Source organism: Arthrobacter sp. zg-Y40 (genome assembly GCF_020731535.1).
Taxonomy (GTDB): Bacteria; Actinomycetota; Actinomycetes; order Actinomycetales; family Micrococcaceae; genus Arthrobacter_B.
Window position 1 is genome coordinate 108,930 of record NZ_JAJFZS010000014.1, and the last position, 20,127, is coordinate 129,056.

Consider the following 20,127-nt stretch of genomic DNA (forward strand, 5'->3'; position numbering starts at 1 on the left):
CGGGGCTGCGGGCCCGCCGCTGGCTAGATGCTGTATTCCGGTGCGGCCCAGACAACAACCTCGGGGTGCTCGTAGAAGCGGTACCCCTGTCCGCGCACGGTGCGCACGGTGTTGGCCAGGCGGCCCAGTTTGGAGCGCAGGCGGCGGATATGGACATCGATGGTGCGCTCGTTGGGCACCTCTTCGGCGTTGCGCCACAGTCCGGCCAGCAGCTCTTCGCGACCCACGGTCCGGCTGGCGTTTTCCACCAGGTAGTTCAGCAGCTCGAATTCCTTGAACGTCAGGTTCAGGGTGTCGCCGTCCAGGTGCACCTCACGGCGGGACAGGTCGATCAGGACGCCGGAGGGCCGGGTCGCTGCCGGAACCGGCGGCGCCGGGGTGGGCTGCTGGACGGGCTGGCGGCGGGCGACCGTGGGGTCTCCCAGTGCCTGGCGGACAACCTCGATGTCCGTGCCGGTGGCACCGGCCGGTGCGAGGGCGACGGCGGCGTGGCTCTGTGCGCCGGGCACCAGGGTCTGGACGTGTGACCGGATTTCGGCGGCCAGCTTGCTCAGCGAGGTGCCGTTGGCTGCGGCGGTTTCCTCATCGAGGCCAACATAGATAACGAATCCGCGGGCCGTGGTGTCATTGCTGACCGCCTGGGGTCCGGGAATGCCGTTGGGAGTGACCACCGGGGTGGGGGCGGTGACGGGGTTGGCGTCCTGGCCGGTGACGGCGCGCAGCGGACGCGCTGCGGCACTGCTGGACGGCTGGACACCGTAGGACTGGTTCCCGAACGGCTGTGCACCGTAGGAGCGGGGGAAACCGCCGGAGGCGGGGCGCTGGGAACCTGATCCGGCGCGGTTCTGCGCGGCGCGCAGGGAGATGTGGACGTAACCGGATGCTACTGACATGTGGGACCTACTCATCGTGAATCGCCGTCATCACGGCTCGAAAGCGGGGGGTGTGCCCGGTCGAGATGGCGGCTATTATGCCCAATGCTTGGGCCTGAGTCTTACCTGAGGATGGGGGTGGTTCCAGAGGTATGCATTCGACAACAGCACGTCTCCTGCGTGGCGCGGGCGCCACCGGGGAAGACTGCGACTGGTGCTGCCGTGTTGGTGTTCACGCTTCGGATTATTGCATGTAACAAAGGGTAGCGCGCAAGTAACAATGCCACTCTTGTCTCACATAGTGGACAGATTGCGTAGTTTTGTGACGCACTTCACATAAAGACACAATGAATAGCTATGCATAAATATGCATAAGACCTAAGCGGATTCCGCACGTAGACGATAAGACCGATGACTAGTTTCAACATGGAGGAGCAAAAAAGCGCCCGCCCCCGAACCGTAGGTCAGGGAGCAGGCGCCATCAAACTGAAAGTGTTTGTCCACATAATGGACGGAGATTGCAGGGCCGGCCAGGAGCGGCCGTCCCGTCCCGGAGAACCCGGGACGGCAGGTTAGACGACGCCGTAGAGGCGGTCGCCGGCGTCGCCCAGGCCGGGAACAATGTAGGCCTTCTCATCGAGTCGCTCATCGATGGAGGCCAGCACCACGGTGACGTTGGCGTCCTGGAGTTCCTCCTGAAGCACGGAGAGGCCCTCCGGGGCGGCCAGCAGGCAGATGCAGATCACTTCTGCGGCACCGCGGTTGAACATGAACTTGATCGCCTCGCGCAGGGTGCCGCCGGTGGCCAGCATCGGATCCAGCACGTAGACCTGGCGGCCGGTGAGGTCATCCGGCAGCCGCTCGGCGTACGTGATGGCTTCGAGGGTCTCTTCGTTGCGGGCCATGCCGAGGAAACCAACCTCGGCGGTGGGCACCAGGCGGGTCATGCCTTCGAGCATGCCCAGTCCGGCACGCAGGATCGGCACCACCAGCGGGGTGGGCTTAACCAGTCCGGTGCCGATGGCGGAGGTGACAGGGGTCTCGATGGGGACCGGCTCCACGCGGACGGTCCGGGTGGCTTCATAGGCCAGCAGGGTGACCAGTTCTTCGGTCAGCTGACGGAAGATCGGTGACGGGGTGTCCTTGTCGCGGAGAACGGTGAGTTTGTGGGCAACGAGGGGGTGATCCACTACAAGTACGCGCATACTTCAAAACTACCATTCCGGCCCTGCCCTTACCGCGTTGCCCTTACCGCGTTCGCCCGCAGGTGCGCGGATGCGGGACGATGGGAGCATGGAGTCCCTTTCCCGCAGGCACGAGGCCTGGATGGATCTTGCCCTGGACCAGGCCCGGCTGGCACTGGACACTTCGGACGTGCCGATCGGCGCCGTCGTACTGGGGCCGGACGGCGAGGTGCTGGGCACCGGGCGCAACGAACGCGAGGCGACCGGGGACCCGACGGCGCACGCGGAGGTCCTGGCCATCCGCGACGCCGCGGCGAAGGTGGGCGAGTGGCGGCTGGCCGGCTGCACCCTGGTGGTGACCCTTGAGCCGTGTGCCATGTGCGCCGGGGCGATTGTCCTGGCCCGGGTGCCGAAGGTGGTCTTCGGGGCCTGGGATGAGAAGGCGGGGGCGTCCGGTTCCGTGTTCGACATCCTGCGCGAACGTCGCCTGAATCACTGGGTGGAGGTCTTCCCGGGCGTCCGCGAGGAGGAAGCGGCGCGGTTGCTGCGGGACTTCTTCGGCTCCAAGCGAAACGTCTGAGCCGCCGTTCCGTCTGCCTGCGTTTATACGTAGGCTTACTAAATCCGGAACGCGACAAGTAAAGGAGTTTCCGCAATGGCATCAGAGCAGGACGGACGAGACATTGTTGTCAGCATCCTCGAGAAGGCCAAGATCGCCACGGTGACCACCGTGGACCTGCAGGGAAACCTGGTCAGCCGGCCGCTGCAGCTGCAGGAGGCGGACAAGGACGGGAACCTGTGGTTCTTCACCCCGGACCCCTCCCCCAAGGCTGACGAAGTCCGGGCGAATCCGCATGTGAACGTGGCCATCCAGGATTCCAAGGGCTTCCTGTCCATCAGCGGAACCGCCACCATCACCAAGGACGTGGAGAAGATCGACGAACTCTGGAAGACCTCGGTGGAGGGCTGGTTCGAAAAGGGCCGCGAGGATCCGGCGGTGGCACTGCTGAAGGTGGATTCCCACACGGCCGAGTACTGGGCCTCTGACGAACCGAAGATCGCCAGCATGTTCAAGATCGGCAAGGCTGCGGTGACCGGCGGGACGCCCAACATCGGAAAGAACGACGTCGTCGACCTCTAGTTCCGGCGGCTTTCGGCGGCGGCGGCAGGGCCGCTTTTGGGTGTTGGGCCTCTAACCCGGTAAGGTTGACGCGTTGGTGACGTGTCCGAGCGGCCGAAGGTGCAACACTCGAAATGTTGTTTGGTGTAAAAGCCAACGTGGGTTCAAATCCCACCGTCACCGCCACATGAGAAGGCCGCGGTTCCCTTGTAAATCAAGGGAACCGCGGCCTTCTCGCTTTGCCAAAAATTGGCAGGAGAGAAGCCTCGCAGCAAGGAGCATCATCCGGTGGTGCCCCCCTCTTCCCACCCGGACCTGAGCGCATCGGCGCCCACCATCTGAACTGAACGGACCTCGCCCATCACAGGGTGTGGGCGGTTTCGTCGTATTAGTCGTTGTCCTATCTGGACGGGCATCTAGGTCACCTGATAGCAACCGCGGGAAATACTACAAGCGATCCGTCCCTGCTCCGTTCAATCTCGATTGCGACATCGGACTGCCCGGTTCCCGCATGCACCTCATCACCAAAAGCACGAAGCCGATAAGCGGTTTTGAGAAGGCTGTCGACCTGACCAGGAGTGAATAGGGGACTTCGAAGACCGCCTGTGCGCTTCAATTCAAGGGTAGAGAGGCGCAACAGGAGCGAATCAATTCCTGACTCCAACTCATCGACGCGACGCTCTGTATCACGCAGGGCAGTAAGGAATCCCTTGAACGGATTGCTGGTGTCCTGCTGGGCATGTTCGACTGCTTGCAGAACAAGTATCCGCCGCTTGAGCGCAATAGCCAGACGTGCCAACTCTAGGTGCGCGCGAAAGGTTCCGCCTTCTTCACCGATACCGGGAAAAGCTTTTGTTATCGCCCCTAGTTCAACGGGACCGTCTGGCAAGCCGACAACTGCTCCCTGCCATTTTCTCAGGCGCCTTTGTGCTGCCGAAATTGCCGTACTCGTTGCATGCGATGCTGAGTCCAAGCCTAAGGACGGACCAATTCGCCCCTGGTCCAGCAGAATCGAGGTGGCCTTATCGATCGCGTCACCGCAACCGTCTAACTCGTTTCTGTCTGCGTCGAGGTTATCCTCGTGCAGCTGCTCCAGGAGATCAGTAATCCGCTCAATCGCTTTCTGCCGTTGATCTTCCACGTGGGCGCTAACCCCAATTGCTACGGCCATCAGTACGAGAGGGGCAGCGACAGTTATTGCGCCGGCCCCGGCCACGGCCATGCCTGCCGTCGCGGCTGAACCGGTCGCCGCTCCGGCAGCAGCGGCTTTACCCGCAACGGGCACGAAGGTTGCCTGCGCCACAATGCCAGCCGAGTCACGCAGCCCGCTGTATACGCCGCCCGACGCCACCTTGGAAGCCATCGGCTTAACGAGGCCGCTTCCAACCTGCGTGGCCACTTTGGCTGGAACCACCATCCTGTAGAGCATCTCACTGGAAGATCCAACATTTAGTTTTGAGGGGGCAGACTTTGCTGTGTCGGCGACGAGACGCGACAACTGCTGAGCAAGAGGACTGGCCGCGTGAAGTGGAATTCCGCCCTTTCGATCGTATTTGGCAGGCATCGGATGCATTTCAAGCGTGGCAACAGGCGAGTCCGCAAGCGCAGCCAAGACTGTTCTCAATTCGACTAACCGCTCAGGAGTCATTCCCTCTTCGCCCAGCAGATTGGCAACGCTTGTTTCTTGGGTAGCGAGTGTCCAGACCGGTACGACCGCTTCGTGTTCGATTGTCATATGATGTCCTCTTTCAAAAACCGGTACCTATTAGGCAGTGGCCACTCCACCTGCGATACCAACCGTGCTGCACGCCTGTATTTGCAGAAAGTCCGCATCCGTATCGTCGCACAAGAAAGCAGACGAATTATCTGTGGCCAGTCACCCAGCGGCGACGCCGTCAGCACGGAGTTACCCTTCGCTCTCTCGCCCTCACGGAAACTGTAAGAGCTGGCAACCGAATCTACGGAGAACATGGTGGAGCCATGCGGACGCTAAGGATCCGATGCCCCGGGCTGACCGGCGCCGACGCAGAAAGGCCCGGACACCGGCGTGGATTCCACGCCCGGCATCCGGGCCTCTCTGTTGCGGGCAGTTACTCCCGGTTCACAGGCTTACTCGCGGTGGAGCTTGTCCTGGACCGTGCCGGCAACCTTCTCCACCACGTTGGGGATGTCAGTGGTGCCGTAGTAGCGCGCATCCGGGCGGGTGACGTCCGGCATGGGGGCCGTCGTCGTCGGGCCCTCGTGGTAGCTGAACTCGCCCTTGCCGTCCGGGGTGGGGCCGGAAGCCCAGGAGCCCTCGGAGGCGTGCTTGCCGTCGGAGAAGTTCAGGTACTGGTAGGACACTTCGCGCTCTTCCTTCTTGATCGGGAAGTTGCTCGGGACCGGCAGGAGCTCGTAGCCCTCTTCCTGCAGTTCCTTCGCAGCAGCGGTCCACATGTTCTGGTGCATGGTGTCGCGGGCCAGCAGGAAGGAGAGCAGGTCCCGAACGCCCTTGTCATCGGTCATGTGGTAGAGGCGGGCGACGGCGAGGCGTCCCTGCATCTCCGCATTGGCGTTGGAGGTGAAGTCGGCCAGCAGGTTGCCGGAAGCAGTTACGTAACCGGCTGTCCACGGGTTGCCGTTGCTGTCCACGGGACGGGCGCCGGCACCGGCCACAATGGCGTGCTGGACATCCATGCCGCCAACAACGGCTGCAATGGTGGGGTCCGACTGGACTGCGTCGTCGGTAATTCCCAGCGGAGCCTTTTCCAGCAGCTGGGCAATCATGATGGCCAGCATCTCGACGTGGCCCATTTCTTCGGCGGCAATGCCGTAAAGAAGATCCCGGTATTTGCCGGGAAGGTGCGAGTTCCATGACTGGAACCCATACTGCATGGCTACGGTAATTTCACCGTACTGGCCACCGAGCACTTCCTGGAGCTTGCGTGCGTAGACGGCATCCGGCTTATCCGGTGTTGCCTTGAACTGAAGTTCCTGTTTGTGAAAGAACACTATTCACCTCCGCATATCTGGCCCGCATCGAATGGTCGCCGCTTTGCCGACACCGCGGGCCGGTGAAAGAAACCTAACCCAAACACGAGGTAGTAAGCAAACTTAGTTTACCTAATCCGGCACCCCGGAATCAGGCGCAAACGGTGTCACAGCGATCCGCCGATCCTTGCGCCGGGAACGGCAAGGCGCGCTCACCTTTGTAGGATGAAGCATGGACAACAACGGATCACAGCCCACACTCACCCAGCTCCGCAACCGCCAGACCGAGCTGGTGCTGGCCCTGGCCAACGAAACCCGGTCCGACCGGCTGCAGCAGTACAGCGATGAACTCGAGTTCCTGGTTAAGCACATCCAGGAACGCGAGGAGGCCGAAGCCGCCGGGACCGCCACAGCACCCCAGCAGGCCGCTCCTGCCGAAGAGCGCGCAGCAGAAGCGCAGGGCGCAGGCGTCGGACAGCGGGAAGACGGCGTCGTGATCGAGCCCGGTTCGAATCTGGCGGACGACGTCGACCGCGACAACCGCTAAGCGGCTCGCCGTCCGGTACGCCGGCCGCTACCCCTCCCAGAACCGCCGGACGTCGTCGGCGATCTCCTTTGCCTGCCGCCGGCCGGCGGCAAGGGAGGGCTTGCGTGTCGAATCAAGAAGCATGTTGGTGCCGAAGGCCTGCAGGGCCTGCGCATCCGCTTCGATCAGGAACGACGCACCTTCCTTATTAATGGTTTTCAATGCCTGCGGCAGCGTCGGTCCGAACGGACTCTGCGGCGCCTCGAGCCCGCAGGAAATCACCAGGACCTTCCCATGCCCGGCCGCGACGTCGGCGTTGGTCCCCGAACGCATCCCGCCGTCCATGTACACGTGGCCGTTGATGTGCACCGGCGGCCACACAGTAGGCACCGTGCAGCTGGCCGTCACCGCCAGGCCCAGATCCACGCCCGAGCTGCCGTCAAAGACCTTGAACCGGCCGTCCTCGGCATCCACGGCGGTGACGCCCAGGGCCTTTTCCGGCCACACCGGATACGGAACCAGCATCCGGATGCTGCTCACCCAGGCTTCCTCGGTCAGCTGGGTATCGGCCTTCAGCGCCAGTTGCCCCAGCCGGGTTCGGGCCGCTTTTTCCCCGCCGCCGCCCTGCCCGGCCGCGCCCATGATGTTCATGAACCGTTCGCCGTCGAACGAGTCCGGCTCCTGGTAGTCCGGCGCACTGGCCCCGTCCTCCGCGGTTTCCTGCGCTGCCACGGCGGCCGGCACCTGACCGAACCGCAGCGCGGTGCCCACCACGGAACCGGCGGAGGTTCCCACCACCAGGTCCGCCTCATCCAGATCCACCCCCAGGTCCAGCAGCTCCGCCAGCAATCCGATTTCCCAGGCAATACCGGCCACTCCGCCGCCGCCCAGCACCACAGCACGCGTTGAACGCATGGTTGTTCCTCCTTGGCTTCCGCCGTTAAAGACAAGCCGGAGAGGTCCGGCCTCTCCTTGTTGGGCAGTGTAAGCCCGATCTTCCGTCGCCGGGACATACCGGCGGTAGGTTGTACCGGTTCGCTCCGGGGCAGGGTTCCGGGCTTGAATGGTTCCATGGCATTGAGAGTTTTGATGGTGGGCCGCAAGCACGAGGACTGGGTGGTTGACGGGATCCGCCGGTATGAAAAGCGGCTGAAGAAGCCCTTTGACCTGACCTGGGTGCCCATTCCGCATTCCGCCCGGGAAGGGGACGCCGCCCGCAAGGAAGAGTCCGAGCGGCTGCTGGGCAAGGTTGGTTCGGACTACGTGGTCCTGCTGGATGAACGCGGCAAGGCCATCACGTCCCCTGCCTTGGCAAAGACCCTGCAGAAACCGCTGGATTCCTCCCGCAACGTCACCCTGATCATCGGCGGGGCGTACGGCGTGGACCAGAGCGTGCATGACCGGGCCGACTTTGTGTGGTCCCTCTCCCCACTGGTCTTCCCGCACCAGCTGGTCCGGCTGATCCTGGCCGAACAGGTGTACCGGGCCCAGGAGATTGCCGGCGGCCGCCCCTATCACCACGAGTAGGCTCTCCCTCCCTGCACCGGATGGCCCAACCGGGCCGGTCAACCGCGCACGGTAAAGTGGGAGCAGTTTTTCAGCAGTCCGGCAGGCCCTGCGCCGCGGCCGGCGGGACCGGAAAGGGAGCCATGCCCCAGCGCGCTGACCCCTTTCGCATGCTGCGTGCCGCCGCTGCCACCGCGGCAATCCTGGCCCTGGCCGTCGGCGCGCACACGGCCGGCGGAGGGAGCCTCCCGGCGCCGGTCCTCCTACTGGCCCTCGGCGCCTTCACCCTGGCCGGCGTCACCGTCACCACGGGGCGGCGGTTCCGTCCGGGCCGCCTGTTCCTGGTGCTCGGTTCCGCCCAACTCGGCCTGCACCACGCCCTTGCCGTCCTGGCACCGGCCGCCCCGGTGTCCTGCGCGCCCGGCGCCGCCGCTGGCCACAGCGGCATGGCCAGCCACCACGCAACGGCGCTGGAGTGCCTGCCGGCCGCCCTTCCGGCCGCTGCTGAACACGGCCTGCACGACGCCGGCCCCGCACTGCTCCTGGCGCACCTCGCCGCCGTGGTCCTCAGCACGCTGGCGCTGGCCCGCGGCGAGGACGCACTGCACGCCGCGGCGGCCTGGCTGCGCCCCCTGTTCACGGCGCCGTCACCCGTTTCCTTCCCGACCGCCCGGCCCGCCGCCATTTCTTCTCCGGCTCCCGGCCGGGTCCGGTCCCGGCACTGCCCTTCACGGCCGGTGCGCGGACCGCCGTCGTACGCGTTGGCCTAATCCCTTTTTCTTCATCCGTGCCGCTCCGCGGCTGCCGGCGCCTTCGCGCCACTGAAAGGTTTTCCCATGCGTACCTCCACCTCTGCCCTCCTCGCTGCCGGCGGCACCGCCGCCCTGATGGCCCTTGGCCTGGGCCCGGCCGCCGCCCACGTCCACATCACCCCGGACACCACCGGTGCCGGCGAGACCGCGCTGCTGACCTTCGACCTCTCGCACGGCTGCGAGGGCTCCCCCACCACCGCACTGACCTTCACGCTGCCCGATGAGCTGACCGACGCCACCCCCACCGCCCACGCAGGCTGGGACGTCAAGAAGGTCACCGAGGAACTGTCCGAACCGCGCACCCTGCCCAACGGCTCGCAGGTCAGTTCCCGCACCAGCGCCATTGTCTACACCGCCCAGCAGCCGCTCGCCGACGGCGTCCGGGACACCTTCACGCTCAGCGTCACCCTGCCCGAGGAAGAGGGCGCCACACTGGCGTTCCCCGTGCTGCAGACCTGCGCAGACGGCCAAACCGACTGGGCGCAGGTGCCGGCAGAGGGCCAGACCGCCCACGACCTGGACTCCCCCGCCCCGGCCCTCACCGTCACCGAGGCCGATGACGACGGCGACGGCGACGGCGACGACCACGGCGACCACGGCGACGGGCACAACCCGGGCACACCGGCGTCGTCGACGGAACGGGACGATGATGACGATGACACCGACGCCGCCGCGATTGCCGGGTACACAGGCCTGGGTGCCGGCCTGCTCGGCCTGGCCGCCGGCGTCACCGCACTGGTCCGGACCCGGGGCCGCAGCAAGGCCTAGCGCACTGCGTTCCGGGGTTTGAGCGATGCCTGTCCCAGCCCTGAGCAGGGACGGGCATCGCTGTTATTCGGCTTTGTGCTCCAGACCTTCATCTATGCCGCGGAGGTCCAGCACGAAACGGTAGCGGACATCGTTCCGCGCCAGCCTCTCCAAGGCGAGGTCCGCCTCCTTCCACGGAAGAGTCTCAACGTCGGCAACAATGCCGTGCCGGGCACAGAAGTCCAATAACTCACGTGTGCGCCGGTGTCCCCCGCTCCCCGCCGAAGCCAACCGCTTCCGCCCAACCAGTAGATCTGTAGTGGCGAGAGTGAATGGGCCGAGATAGCCGAGGGAGTACAGGATGCCGTCGAGGTCCAGCGCCCTCAGGTACGGGGCCAGGTCATGCTCAACAGCTACCGTATCCAGGACAACGTCGAGGGTGCCCCGGCTCTCCTGCATGGCCCGCGCATCGGTTGAAACTATTACCTGCCCGGCACCCAGGGCCCGGGCATCTGCCGCCTTGGCCGGGGTGGTGGTAAAGACCGTGACCTCTGCTCCAAGCGCCCGGCCCAGCCGCACGGCGAGGTGCCCGAGACCGCCCAGTCCGACGACACCGAGTCTGGTACCGGGCCCAACACCGGCTGCCCGGAGCGGCTCCCACACGGTCACCCCGGCGCACATCAGCGGTGCGGCACCGGCTGGATCAAGTCCGTCGGGCAGCGCGTAAACGAAGTTTTCCCGGGCCACGTACCGCCCGGCGTACGCGCCCGCGGTTATGCTCCCGTCCACGCGGTCCTGCCCGCCGTACGTCAAAGTCGGAAATTCCTCGCAGAAGTTCTCCTGCCCGGCCCGGCACATCCTGCAGGCCCCGCAGGAGTCAACGATATTGCCTACTGCCACCGTGTCTCCCGGTGCGAACCGCGTCACGGCGGAACCGACCGCTGCTACTTCCCCGATGAACTCGTGTCCCGGCACCAGCGGAAAGGTGCTCCCGGCACCCCCGTGCAGGGCGTGAAGGTCTGAATGGCAGACCCCGCAGAAGGTAATCCGGATATCTACATCGTCGTCGCGCAAGGGACGGCGCCGGATAACAGCCATCTGCAAAGGACCGCCGGGAGTTAATGCCTGAAGGGCTATGGTTTCCATCCCAGCTACACTACCTACTAGTTGGTAGTAAAGATATACTTTTCCCATGCCAAACGCTGAGGAAACCCGCCGCCGCATCCTCCATGCAGCCACCGAGGAATTTGCGGACCGGGGCATCGCCGGAGCCAGGGTAGACCGGATCGCCGCCGCATCCGGGGCCAGCAAGCCCATGCTGTACGCCTATTTCGGCTCCAAGGAGCAACTGTTCGAGGCAGTATTCACCTCGCACGTGCTAGCCAACAAAAACCGGGTTCCGTTCACTGCGCATGACCTTGCCGGCTATGCCGTGCGCTTGTATGACGACTATGTCGCAGATCCGGCGCTTGTCCGGCTGATTGCCTGGAAGCGCCTCGAACGTGAATCCGCGGGCTATCTATACCCCGGACTGCAGGAGAATGACGCGGCACACCTGCGCGACATCGAGCAAGAGCAACGAACGGGGGGAATCCGTTCGGATATCGAGGTGGAGGATGTCTGGTCGCTCCTGATTTCAATGGCCTCCACGTGGGCCCAGGCTTCAATCACCGCTGTCGCCGGCGGAGGGGATCCCGCCCACGTCCATCAGAGGCGCCGGGCAGCGCTGGCCGCCGCGGTGAAATCCGGCCTGTGCCTTCCGTAATCGTCAGCGCGGGCCGCCCGACGGCCACGTATATCCGTAACGGTTATGCGTCTTTCCGCCCCGCCCAGCGGGGCGGATTGACGCGCCCCGGCCGCAGGGACAGGGTGAGAGCATGAACAACCGAAACGCCGCTTCCCGTCCCGCCTCCGCCTCCCGCCGGGCACTGTCCCTTCTGGCCCTGCTGGCCCTTTCCGGCTCCGCACTGGCCGGCTGCGGATCCCGGGATGACGACGGCGGCGGCGACGCGGCGGCGTCGTCGTCGGCCTCACCCTCTGCAAGCGCGACGCCGACCGTTGGCGCCACGCCCGCTCCGGCAACCTCTCCCGCCGGCACCGGCGGGGCGGCTGCGACGGGACCGGCGCTGTGCACCGCTGACATGCTCAGCGGAACGGTGGAAGACATCCCCGGCGGCGCGTCTGCCGGCGGAGTGGCCCGTGCCCTGGTGCTGACCAATGCGTCCGGCGGGGGCGCCTGCACCATGATGGGTTACCCCGGCGTCTCCTACCTGGATGCTGCGGGCCAGCAGGTCGGGGCTGCCGCCGGAAGGCTCGACGATGTTGCCGCAACCCCCGTAACGCTGGAGCCCGGCCAGTCCGCCGCTGCGGAACTGCGCGAAACCGTGGCACAGAAATACGGTGAATGCCAGGTACAGGACACAGCCTCCCTGCTGGTCTACCCGCCGGAGGACACCACGTCCCTGACCGTCGCCTACCCCTCCACGGGGTGCCTGAACGGTGACATTGAACTGCTGCAGGTAGGCGCACTGCAGGCCCGCTGATATTCGGCCTGCAGCCAAACCTGGCCGGCTGCGGGAAAACTGTCAGCGGTGTGGGGAAGAATAGTGGCATGACATCGGCGTCCTCGGTGCAAGCCCTTTCCCGGCAGGCCCGGTCCGTGCTCGGCAAATTCACCCCCGCCACCCGGGAATGGTTTGAGGGTGCCTTCGCTGCGCCCACCCCCGCCCAGCTGGGCGCCTGGGATGCGGTCAGCGAAGGCGCCAATGCCCTGGTAGTAGCCCCCACCGGCTCCGGAAAGACGCTGGCCGCTTTCCTGTGGGCGCTGGACAGCTTCATTGCCGCTGCCGCGCGGACCACGCCGGCGGATCCCACCCTGGACATTCCCCTGCCGGCGGCCGGAAAGGCGTCCGGCTCCCGGCGCGCCAAGGAACCAAAACGCAAGACAAAGGTCCTGTACATTTCCCCGTTGAAGGCCCTGGGCGTGGACGTGGAACGGAACCTGCGTTCCCCGCTGATCGGCATCACGCAGACCGCCAAGCGGCTGGGCCTGGCCGCTCCGTCCATCACTGTGGGCGTCCGCTCCGGCGACACCCCGCAGAATGAGCGCCGCGCACTGCTGACCCGGCCGCCGGACATCCTCATCACCACCCCTGAATCCCTCTTCCTGATGCTCACCTCCCAGGCCCGGGAAACCCTGGCCGAGGTGGAAACCGTCATTGTGGACGAGGTCCACGCCGTGGCCGGCACCAAGCGCGGCGCACACCTGGCCGTGACCCTGGCCCGGCTGGACGCCATGCTTCAGAAGCCGGTGCAGCGGATCGGGCTCTCCGCCACCGTGGAACCGCATGAGACCGTGGCCCGCTTCCTGGGCGGCAACGCGCCGGTGCGGATTGTGGCGCCCGAATCGAAAAAGAACTGGAACCTCACCGTCACCGTCCCGGTGGAGGACATGACGGACCTCGGCGGGGCTCCGGCCGCCGAAGACACCGCGGAGGGCGGCTACGCCCCGCAGGCGAGCATCTGGCCGCATGTGGAGGAGAAGATTGTCGACCTCATCGAGGCCAACCGCTCCACCATCGTCTTCGCCAACTCCCGGCGCCTCGCCGAACGGCTGACCGCCCGGCTTAATGAGATCCATGCCTTCCGGCTCGAAGCGGCATCCGCGGCCACCGGGACCGACGACGCCGCGCCGGTGCCGGCCGTCTCTGCCGAACCCGGGACATCCCGCCCGCCGGCCCAGATCATGGCGCAGGCCGGAGTGTCCGTGCTGCGCCGCGCAGACCTGGCGGTGGAGGACGACACTCCCCTGCTCGCCCGCGCCCACCACGGCTCGGTGTCCAAGGACCAGCGCGCCCTGATTGAAGATGACCTGAAATCCGGCCGGCTGCGCTGCGTGGTGGCCACCAGTTCGCTGGAACTGGGCATTGACATGGGTGCGGTGGACCTGGTGGTGCAGGTTGAGTCCCCGCCCTCGGTGGCCAGCGGGTTGCAGCGGGTGGGCCGCGCCGGGCACCAGGTCGGGGAAATTTCCCAGGGCGTGATGTTCCCCAAGCACCGCGGTGACCTGCTCAATTCCGCCGTGACCGCCGAGCGGATGCTGGCCGGGCAGATCGAACCGCTGTCCATTCCGGCCAATCCGCTGGACATCCTCGCCCAGCAGACCGTGGCCGCCGCCGCCCTGGGCTCCATCGACGTGGAGGAATGGTTCGACGTCGTCCGCAATTCGGCACCGTTTGCCGGCCTGCCGCGCTCTGCGTTCGATGCCACCCTGGACCTGCTCTCCGGCCGCTACCCGTCGGACGAATTCGCCGAACTGCGCCCGCGGATCGTCTGGGACCGCACCGAGGGGACCATCACCGGCCGGCCCGGAGCCCAGCGCCTGGCCGTGACCTCCGGCGGCACCATCCCGGACCGCGGACTCTTCGGCGTCTACCTGGTGGGCGATTCCGAGGGCAAGAACAGCCGCCGGGTCGGCGAACTCGACGAGGAAATGGTCTACGAATCCCGGGTGGGGGACATCTTCGCCCTGGGCGCCACCAGCTGGCGGATCGAAGACATCACCCATGACCGGGTCCTGGTCTCCCCCGCCTTCGGCCAGCCGGGCAAACTGCCGTTCTGGCGCGGGGACTCCCTGGGCCGGCCGGTGGAACTGGGCCGGGCGCTGGGCGCGTTTGTGCGCGAGATGGCCGGCTCCGACGACGACGCCGCCCGCGAACGGCTGGCCGCCGTCGGACTGGACGAGTGGGCCGCCGGGAACCTGATCACCTATCTGCGCGAGCAGCAGCAGGCCACCGATGTGGTCCCCAATGACAAGTCCCTGGTGGTGGAACGCTTCCACGATGAACTCGGCGACTGGCGGGTCGTCCTCCACAGCCCCTACGGCATGCCGGTCCACGCGCCCTGGGCGCTGGCCGTGGGCGCGCGGCTGCACGCCCGCTACGGACTGGACGGCTCCGCGATGGCCTCCGACGACGGCATTGTGCTGCGGGTGCCGCTGATGGAAGACGAACCGCCCGGCGCCGAACTGTTCCTGTTCGACCCAGAGGAACTGGACTCCATCGTTACCGCCGAGGTGGGCGGCTCCGCCCTGTTCGCCTCCCGCTTCCGCGAATGCGCGGCCCGCGCCCTGCTGCTGCCGCGGCAGAACCCCTCCAAGCGCACCCCGCTGTGGCAGCAGCGGCAGCGCTCGGCGCAGCTGCTGGATGTCGCCAAAAAGTACCCTACGTTCCCCATCGTGCTCGAAACGGTGCGCGAATGTCTGCAGGATGTCTACGATCTGCCGGCTTTGAAGGACATTGCGTCCGGCATTGAACGCCGCGAGATCCGCCTGGTGGAAACCACCACGCCCTCGCCGTCGCCGTTCGCCCGCTCGCTGCTGTTCGGCTACGTAGGGGCCTTCCTCTACGAGGGTGATTCCCCGCTGGCCGAACGGCGGGCCGCGGCCCTGTCGCTGGACCCCACGCTGCTCAATGAGCTGCTGGGCCGGGCCGAACTGCGCGAGCTGCTGGATGCACGGATCATCAGCCGGATCGAGCAGGAGCTGCAGCGCCTGGCACCGGACCGGAAGGTGCGCGGGCTCGAAGGCGTGGCCGATCTGCTGCGCCTGCTCGGCCCGCTCTCCGTCCCCGAGGTCGCCGCAAGGCTGCAGCCGGCCGAACCCGCACCGGAGGGCACCGCACCGGAACCGGCATCCCAGGGCTACGCGGAAGAGCTGCTGGACCAGCTGGTCCGCGCCAACCGCGCGCTGCGGATCGGTATGGCCGGCACTGCCCGCTACGCCGCCATCGAAGACGCCGCCCGGCTCCGCGACGCCCTGGGCGTCCCGCTGCCCATGGGTGTGCCGCTGGCCTTCATCGAGCCGGTGGCCGATCCGCTCGGTGACCTGGTGGGCCGCTACGCCCGCACGCACGGGCCCTTCACCGCGGCGGAGGCGGCGGCCCGGCTGGGACTGGGCGTCGCCGTCGTCACCGGCACCCTGCAGCGCCTGGCCGGTGAAGGCCGGGTGGCCGAGGGCGAGTTCCGCCCCGCGGAAACCCTGCTGCTGGACGCGAACGACGGCGTGGACTCCACTCCCCCGGTCACCGTCACAGTGCCCGGCGCGCCCGGCGGCACCGAATGGTGCGACGTGGAGGTGCTGCGGCGGCTGCGGCGCAGCTCGCTGGCGGCGCTGCGCTCCGAAGTGGAACCGGTGGACCCGGCCACCTACGGACGGTTCCTGCCGGCCTGGCAGAACGTGGGTTCCGGGCTGCGCGGGCTCGACGGCGTGGCCACCGTTATTGACCAGCTCTCCGGGGTGCCCATCCCGGCGTCGGCGTGGGAACCGCTGATCCTGGGCTCCCGGGTGCGGGACTATGCGCCGGCCATGCTGGATGAACTGACCGCCACCGGCGAAGTGATCTGGTCCGGCAGCGGCTCCCTGCCCGGCAACGACGGCTGGATTTCCCTGCACTTGGCCGAAAACGCTCCCCTGACTCTTGCTCCGTCCCCGGACTTCGAGCCGGGCGCCCTGCACCTGCGGCTGCTGGAGGTCCTGGGCAACGGCGGCGCGTATTTCTTCCGCCAGCTCAGCGACGGCCTGGCCGGAAACGGTCCCGCGGAAACCGATGCCAATGTGGTGTCCGCGCTGTGGGAACTGGTCTGGGCCGGACGGATTAGCAACGACACCTTCACCCCGGTGCGCTCCCTGCTCTCCGGAGGGAAAACAGCGCACAAGCAGCGGGCCGCCACCCCACGCGCCCGCACCGCCCGGATGGGGCGGCTGGGCCGGGCGCCGGGCGCTTCATTGACCGGCAACTCCCTGCGGCTGGCCGGCGGCGGCACCGCAGCCGCCACGCTGCGCAACGCCCCGCCCATGGTGGCGGGCCGGTGGAGCATGCTGCCGGCGGTGGAAACCGACACTACCCTGCACGCCCATGCCACGGCGGAGCTGATGCTGGACCGCTACGGTGTGGTCACCCGCGGCTCCGTTGCCAGCGAGGGTACGGCCGGCGGCTTCGCCCTGCTCTACCGGGTGCTGGCCCGGCTGGAGGAGATGGGCCGGTGCCGGCGCGGCTACTTCATTGAACAGCTCGGGGCCGCGCAGTTCGCGGTCCCGGCCACGGTGGACCGGCTGCGCTCCTTCTCCGAAGACGCGCAACTGAAGCAGCCGGAGCCCACCGCCGTCGCCCTGGCCGCCACCGACCCCGCCAACCCCTACGGCGCGGCCCTGCCCTGGCCGGCCCTGGACGGCGGGCACCGGCCCGGCCGGAAGGCCGGCGCGCTGGTGGTCCTGGTCGACGGGGACCTGGCGCTGTACGCCGAGCGCGGCGGCAAGACCCTGCTGACCTTCACGGAGGATCCGGCGGCGCTGGAACTGTCCGCCGCCGCCCTGGTTCGGATTATCCGGCGCGGCGCGGCGGAGAAAATGGCCATTGAGAAGGTCAACGGCGCCGACATCCTGGACACCGAGGCCGCCCGGGCGCTGACCGCCGCCGGTTTTTACACCACCCCCAAAGGCCTGCGGTACCGTGTCTGAGATGTGCGGAACAGTCCGCGGCGAACGGAGGGGACGTGCCTGAGGGCGATACCATCTGGCGGGCAGCCCGGGACCTCAACGCCGTTTTGGCCGGCCAGGAGCTGACCCGTTGCGATATCCGCGTGCCGAAATTCGCCACCACGGACTTCACCGGCGACACGGTGCAGGACGTGGTGTCCCGCGGTAAGCACCTGCTGATCCGCGGCGGTGATCCGGTGGATGGCTGGATCCTGCATTCGCACCTGAAAATGGAGGGGCTCTGGCACGTCTACGCCCGCGGCGAGAAGTGGCGGCGTCCGGCCTTCAAGGCGCGCGCCGTCCTGGAAACCGCCACGCACCAGGTGGTGGGGTTCGACCTCGGTTTCCTGCGGGTGCTGGCCCGCAAGGATGAGGAGGACGCCGTCGGCTACCTCGGTCCCGATCTGCTGGGTCCGGACTGGGACGCTCAGGAGGCGCTGCGCCGGCTGCGGGCCGAGCCGGATCGGCCCATCGGCCTGGCGCTGCTGGACCAGCGGATCATGGCCGGGATCGGCAACATTTACCGGTGCGAACTGTGTTTCCTGGCCGGCGTCCACCCGCTGACCCCGGTCTCCGACGTGCCGGACCTGCCGCGGCTGGTGGACCTGTCCAAGCGGCTTCTAGAGGTCAATAAAGCCCGCGCCCGCCGGATCACCACCGGCGCCATGGGGCGGGACCAGCTTTGGGTGTATAACCGGGAGAAACGCGGCTGCCTGCGCTGCGGCACCAAGGTGGCCCATGAGCTGCTGGGCGATAACGAGCTGGAGCTGCGGGACCTGTACTACTGCCCGCACTGCCAGCCGATGCGGGGTTAGGTCTTCTACCGGAGCCGGGCGGCGGCCTGCCGGATGGCGGCACTGATGCGGCGCAGGCGTTCCGAATCGAGCTTCCAGGCCTGCCAGTACAGCTGCACATCCTCGTAGGCGCTCCCGTCCAGCAGCACCAGGGTTCCGTCGTCGAGCTCCGTGCCCAGTTGCAGTTCCGGCAGCATGCCCCAGCCCAGCCCCGCGCGGACCGCGGCCAGGAACGCCTCCGAAGACGGGATGGTGTGCCGCGGCGGAAGGCCGGTGACGCCGCGGGCCGCCAGGAACCGCCCCTGCAGGTCATCCTTGGAGTTAAAGCGAACCACGGGCATGGTGTCCCAGCTGACCCCGTCCGCCCCGGTGTATTGCTGCCGCAGGGCCGGCGTGGCCACCGGGAGATACCGCATGGCGCCCAGCAGCTCGGCCCTGCATCCGTTGACCGGCACGGGATCGGCAGTGACGGCACCAATGACGTCGCCGCTGCGCAGGAGCCGGGCACTGTGGTCCTGGTCCTCTACCTGCAGTTCCAGCGTGCCGTCCGTCCACGCGGCAGCTTCGGAGAGGACCGGCCGGAACCAGGTGGCAAGTGAATCAGCGTTAACGGCCACCGGCGTCGACGTTCCGGCTCCGGTGCCTGTGGACAGTGCCGTCCGGGCCTCGGATTCCAGCAGCTGTATCTGCCGCGCCATCCGCAGCAGGACCGCCCCCGCCTCGGTCGGACTACACGGAATGCCGCGCCGGACCATGATTTGCCCCTCCGCATTCTCCAGGGCCTTGATCCGTTGGCTGACCGCTGACGGACTGACATGGAGGCGCTCGGCAGCCGCTTCGAAGGTTCCTTCGTCCACGACGGCGGTCAGGGCCCGTAGTTGCTCGAGGTTCATGAAGCAAAGCTAATGTATCCGAAGAATAATTCGTTGGCCTGAATTCAGCGTGCTGGTTACGGTGAACATATGTGGAGCATCGCGGCAACCGGCATGGTCACCGGCCTTGGACTCATCGTGGCTATCGGCGCGCAGAACGCCTTTGTGCTGCGGCAGGGCATCCGGCGGGAACACATTGGCACGGTGGTGCTGCTGTGCGCGCTCAGTGATGCCATCCTGATCCTGGGCGGCACAGCCGGTATCGGTGCACTGGTCTCCAGGTTCCCGCAGGCACTGGATTTGCTGCGCTGGGCCGGCGCCGCCTATCTGGCCTGGTTCGGCATCCGGTCCATCCGCTCGGCACTGAAGCCGTCCTCGCTCGGCGCACAGGAACCCCGTTCCCGCGGATCGGTGGTCAGCACCGCGCTGGCCCTGACCTACCTGAATCCGCACGTTTATCTGGACACGGTGGTGTTTCTGGGCAGCCTTGGCAACCAATACGGCACCAGCGGCCGCTGGATCTTCGCGGCCGGGGCAGTGGCCGGCAGCGTCCTGTGGTTTTCGGCCCTGGGCTACGGCGCCCGGTCGCTGGCGAAGTTCCTCAGCAGCCCCCGCACCTGGCAGATCCTTGACGTGTTGATCGGCATTGTGATGCTGGCGCTGGCCGTGCTCCTGCTCCTGCGCTGACATTATGTCGACGCCACCGGTGGACGCTTATCTGCGGCTGCGCACCGAGTCCGGTTTGACACCTAAGCGGCCGGACCAGGCAGCAGCGGCCCTTGCCGGCAGCTGGGCCGCGGCTCACATCGTGGAAGCCGGAACGGGACAGCCGGTGGCCATGGGACGGGTGGTCGGTGACGGCGGCTGGTATTTCCTTATCGCAGACATGGCCGTCCTGCCCGGGCACCAGCGGCAGGGCCTGGGCGACCGCGTACTCACGGCATTGCTGGAAACCATCCGCGCCGAGGCACCCGCCGGGGCATGGGTCACGCTCATGGCCGATCCTCCGGGGCGCCGCCTCTACGCCCGGCACGGATTCCGCGAAGTCGCCCCGGATTCACTGGGCATGGCCCTGACCCTGTAGCTGCGGCGAACCTGCTGCCGGCTCTCGTTTCTGCTGCCCATTCACGTTTCTGCTGCCGGTTCAAACCGGCAGCAGAAACGCAAAGCGGCAGGACAACCGAAATGTG

Annotated in this window: 19 protein-coding genes and 1 tRNA gene; 13 read left to right on the plus strand and 7 right to left on the minus strand. The window is 66.8% G+C overall.

Annotated features, from left to right (window positions below):
* Positions 1 to 23: 23 nt before the first annotated feature.
* A complete protein-coding gene (locus LJ754_RS14405; protein ID WP_227913131.1) occupies positions 24 to 893 on the minus strand; it encodes a winged helix-turn-helix domain-containing protein in 870 nt (289 codons plus the stop codon).
* A gap of 551 nt (positions 894 to 1,444) precedes the next feature.
* Positions 1,445 to 2,077, minus strand: a complete 633-nt coding sequence (gene upp / locus LJ754_RS14410) for a uracil phosphoribosyltransferase (protein ID WP_227913130.1) — start codon at positions 2,075 to 2,077, stop codon at positions 1,445 to 1,447.
* Between the two features lie 88 nt (positions 2,078 to 2,165).
* Here upp and tadA point away from each other — a divergent pair, with 88 nt between their 5' ends.
* From tadA to LJ754_RS14425, 3 genes are all read left to right on the plus strand, one after another.
* Positions 2,166 to 2,636 (plus strand): tRNA adenosine(34) deaminase TadA, encoded by a 471-nt coding sequence (gene tadA / locus LJ754_RS14415; RefSeq protein WP_227913129.1) that lies wholly within the window; start codon positions 2,166 to 2,168, stop codon positions 2,634 to 2,636.
* A 75-nt stretch (positions 2,637 to 2,711) separates the two neighbouring features.
* Positions 2,712 to 3,197 carry a pyridoxamine 5'-phosphate oxidase family protein gene (locus tag LJ754_RS14420; RefSeq protein ID WP_227927100.1) on the plus strand — a complete coding sequence of 162 codons (486 nt, stop codon included), beginning with the start codon at positions 2,712 to 2,714 and terminating at the stop codon, positions 3,195 to 3,197.
* Positions 3,198 to 3,272: 75 nt separating this feature from the next.
* Positions 3,273 to 3,362: transfer RNA gene (locus LJ754_RS14425), tRNA-Ser, on the plus strand.
* A gap of 235 nt (positions 3,363 to 3,597) precedes the next feature.
* Here the strand turns inward: LJ754_RS14425 and LJ754_RS14430 are convergent.
* Both LJ754_RS14430 and LJ754_RS14435 read right to left on the minus strand, forming a co-directional pair.
* Positions 3,598 to 4,911 (minus strand): hypothetical protein, encoded by a 1,314-nt coding sequence (locus LJ754_RS14430; protein WP_227927101.1) that lies wholly within the window; start codon positions 4,909 to 4,911, stop codon positions 3,598 to 3,600.
* A gap of 374 nt (positions 4,912 to 5,285) precedes the next feature.
* Complete coding sequence (locus LJ754_RS14435; protein ID WP_227927102.1) at positions 5,286 to 6,167, minus strand: manganese catalase family protein; 882 nt, start codon at positions 6,165 to 6,167, stop codon at positions 5,286 to 5,288.
* A gap of 211 nt (positions 6,168 to 6,378) precedes the next feature.
* Here LJ754_RS14435 and LJ754_RS14440 point away from each other — a divergent pair, with 211 nt between their 5' ends.
* Positions 6,379 to 6,693 carry a hypothetical protein gene (locus LJ754_RS14440; protein WP_227927103.1) on the plus strand — a complete coding sequence of 105 codons (315 nt, stop codon included), beginning with the start codon at positions 6,379 to 6,381 and terminating at the stop codon, positions 6,691 to 6,693.
* A 27-nt stretch (positions 6,694 to 6,720) separates the two neighbouring features.
* On the opposite strand, the gene LJ754_RS14445 is transcribed toward LJ754_RS14440, so the two are convergent.
* On the minus strand, positions 6,721 to 7,587 hold the full coding sequence (locus LJ754_RS14445) for a patatin-like phospholipase family protein (protein WP_227927104.1): 867 nt from the start codon (positions 7,585 to 7,587) through the stop codon (positions 6,721 to 6,723).
* Positions 7,588 to 7,743: 156 nt separating this feature from the next.
* Between LJ754_RS14445 and LJ754_RS14450 the strand changes: the two genes are divergently transcribed.
* The 3 genes from LJ754_RS14450 to LJ754_RS14460 all read left to right on the plus strand — a co-directional run bounded on the left by LJ754_RS14450 (position 7,744) and on the right by LJ754_RS14460 (position 9,758).
* Entirely contained in the window at positions 7,744 to 8,199 is a 456-nt protein-coding gene (locus LJ754_RS14450; protein WP_227913123.1) for a 23S rRNA (pseudouridine(1915)-N(3))-methyltransferase RlmH, read from the plus strand.
* A 122-nt stretch (positions 8,200 to 8,321) separates the two neighbouring features.
* Positions 8,322 to 8,948 carry a hypothetical protein gene (locus tag LJ754_RS14455; protein ID WP_227927105.1) on the plus strand — a complete coding sequence of 209 codons (627 nt, stop codon included), beginning with the start codon at positions 8,322 to 8,324 and terminating at the stop codon, positions 8,946 to 8,948.
* Between the two features lie 66 nt (positions 8,949 to 9,014).
* Positions 9,015 to 9,758 (plus strand): YcnI family copper-binding membrane protein, encoded by a 744-nt coding sequence (locus tag LJ754_RS14460; RefSeq protein WP_227927106.1) that lies wholly within the window; start codon positions 9,015 to 9,017, stop codon positions 9,756 to 9,758.
* A gap of 63 nt (positions 9,759 to 9,821) precedes the next feature.
* Here the strand turns inward: LJ754_RS14460 and LJ754_RS14465 are convergent, their stop codons facing one another.
* Positions 9,822 to 10,883, minus strand: a complete 1,062-nt coding sequence (locus LJ754_RS14465) for an NAD(P)-dependent alcohol dehydrogenase (protein WP_227927107.1) — start codon at positions 10,881 to 10,883, stop codon at positions 9,822 to 9,824.
* Positions 10,884 to 10,929: 46 nt separating this feature from the next.
* On the opposite strand from LJ754_RS14465, the gene LJ754_RS16870 reads away from it, so the two are divergent.
* From LJ754_RS16870 to LJ754_RS14490, 4 genes are all read left to right on the plus strand, one after another.
* Positions 10,930 to 11,502 (plus strand): TetR family transcriptional regulator, encoded by a 573-nt coding sequence (locus LJ754_RS16870; protein WP_269439733.1) that lies wholly within the window; start codon positions 10,930 to 10,932, stop codon positions 11,500 to 11,502.
* Between the two features lie 112 nt (positions 11,503 to 11,614).
* Entirely contained in the window at positions 11,615 to 12,280 is a 666-nt protein-coding gene (locus tag LJ754_RS14480; RefSeq protein WP_227927108.1) for a DUF4232 domain-containing protein, read from the plus strand.
* Positions 12,281 to 12,348: 68 nt separating this feature from the next.
* On the plus strand, positions 12,349 to 17,253 hold the full coding sequence (locus LJ754_RS14485; RefSeq protein ID WP_227927109.1) for an ATP-dependent helicase: 4,905 nt from the start codon (positions 12,349 to 12,351) through the stop codon (positions 17,251 to 17,253).
* Between the two features lie 35 nt (positions 17,254 to 17,288).
* Positions 17,289 to 18,086, plus strand: a complete 798-nt coding sequence (locus LJ754_RS14490) for an Fpg/Nei family DNA glycosylase (RefSeq protein ID WP_227927110.1) — start codon at positions 17,289 to 17,291, stop codon at positions 18,084 to 18,086.
* Positions 18,087 to 18,091: 5 nt separating this feature from the next.
* On the opposite strand, the gene LJ754_RS14495 is transcribed toward LJ754_RS14490, so the two are convergent.
* On the minus strand, positions 18,092 to 18,958 hold the full coding sequence (locus LJ754_RS14495) for a LysR family transcriptional regulator ArgP (protein WP_227927111.1): 867 nt from the start codon (positions 18,956 to 18,958) through the stop codon (positions 18,092 to 18,094).
* A 69-nt stretch (positions 18,959 to 19,027) separates the two neighbouring features.
* Between LJ754_RS14495 and LJ754_RS14500 the strand changes: the two genes are divergently transcribed.
* The gene (locus LJ754_RS14500) at positions 19,028 to 19,624 is read left to right on the plus strand and encodes a LysE/ArgO family amino acid transporter (protein WP_227913115.1); all 597 of its coding nucleotides are present in this window, start codon (positions 19,028 to 19,030) and stop codon (positions 19,622 to 19,624) included.
* Between the two features lie 4 nt (positions 19,625 to 19,628).
* Positions 19,629 to 20,021 carry a GNAT family N-acetyltransferase gene (locus LJ754_RS14505; protein ID WP_227927112.1) on the plus strand — a complete coding sequence of 131 codons (393 nt, stop codon included), beginning with the start codon at positions 19,629 to 19,631 and terminating at the stop codon, positions 20,019 to 20,021.
* Positions 20,022 to 20,127: the final 106 nt, after the last annotated feature.

Excerpts from the sequence above, each read along its gene's own strand:
- LJ754_RS14405 (WP_227913131.1), bottom strand. The coding sequence starts at position 893 with ATGTCAGTAGCATCCGGTTACGTCCACATCTCCCTGCGCGCCGCGCAG.
- upp (WP_227913130.1), bottom strand. The coding sequence starts at position 2,077 with ATGCGCGTACTTGTAGTGGATCACCCCCTCGTTGCCCACAAACTCACC.
- tadA (WP_227913129.1), top strand. The coding sequence starts at position 2,166 with ATGGAGTCCCTTTCCCGCAGGCACGAGGCCTGGATGGATCTTGCCCTG.
- LJ754_RS14420 (WP_227927100.1), top strand. The coding sequence starts at position 2,712 with ATGGCATCAGAGCAGGACGGACGAGACATTGTTGTCAGCATCCTCGAG.
- LJ754_RS14430 (WP_227927101.1), bottom strand. The coding sequence starts at position 4,911 with ATGACAATCGAACACGAAGCGGTCGTACCGGTCTGGACACTCGCTACC.
- LJ754_RS14440 (WP_227927103.1), top strand. The coding sequence starts at position 6,379 with ATGGACAACAACGGATCACAGCCCACACTCACCCAGCTCCGCAACCGC.
- LJ754_RS14445 (WP_227927104.1), bottom strand. The coding sequence starts at position 7,587 with ATGCGTTCAACGCGTGCTGTGGTGCTGGGCGGCGGCGGAGTGGCCGGT.
- LJ754_RS14450 (WP_227913123.1), top strand. The coding sequence starts at position 7,744 with ATGGCATTGAGAGTTTTGATGGTGGGCCGCAAGCACGAGGACTGGGTG.
- LJ754_RS14455 (WP_227927105.1), top strand. The coding sequence starts at position 8,322 with ATGCCCCAGCGCGCTGACCCCTTTCGCATGCTGCGTGCCGCCGCTGCC.
- LJ754_RS14460 (WP_227927106.1), top strand. The coding sequence starts at position 9,015 with ATGCGTACCTCCACCTCTGCCCTCCTCGCTGCCGGCGGCACCGCCGCC.
- LJ754_RS14465 (WP_227927107.1), bottom strand. The coding sequence starts at position 10,883 with ATGGAAACCATAGCCCTTCAGGCATTAACTCCCGGCGGTCCTTTGCAG.
- LJ754_RS16870 (WP_269439733.1), top strand. The coding sequence starts at position 10,930 with ATGCCAAACGCTGAGGAAACCCGCCGCCGCATCCTCCATGCAGCCACC.
- LJ754_RS14480 (WP_227927108.1), top strand. The coding sequence starts at position 11,615 with ATGAACAACCGAAACGCCGCTTCCCGTCCCGCCTCCGCCTCCCGCCGG.
- LJ754_RS14485 (WP_227927109.1), top strand. The coding sequence starts at position 12,349 with ATGACATCGGCGTCCTCGGTGCAAGCCCTTTCCCGGCAGGCCCGGTCC.
- LJ754_RS14495 (WP_227927111.1), bottom strand. The coding sequence starts at position 18,958 with ATGAACCTCGAGCAACTACGGGCCCTGACCGCCGTCGTGGACGAAGGA.
- LJ754_RS14500 (WP_227913115.1), top strand. The coding sequence starts at position 19,028 with ATGTGGAGCATCGCGGCAACCGGCATGGTCACCGGCCTTGGACTCATC.
- LJ754_RS14505 (WP_227927112.1), top strand. The coding sequence starts at position 19,629 with ATGTCGACGCCACCGGTGGACGCTTATCTGCGGCTGCGCACCGAGTCC.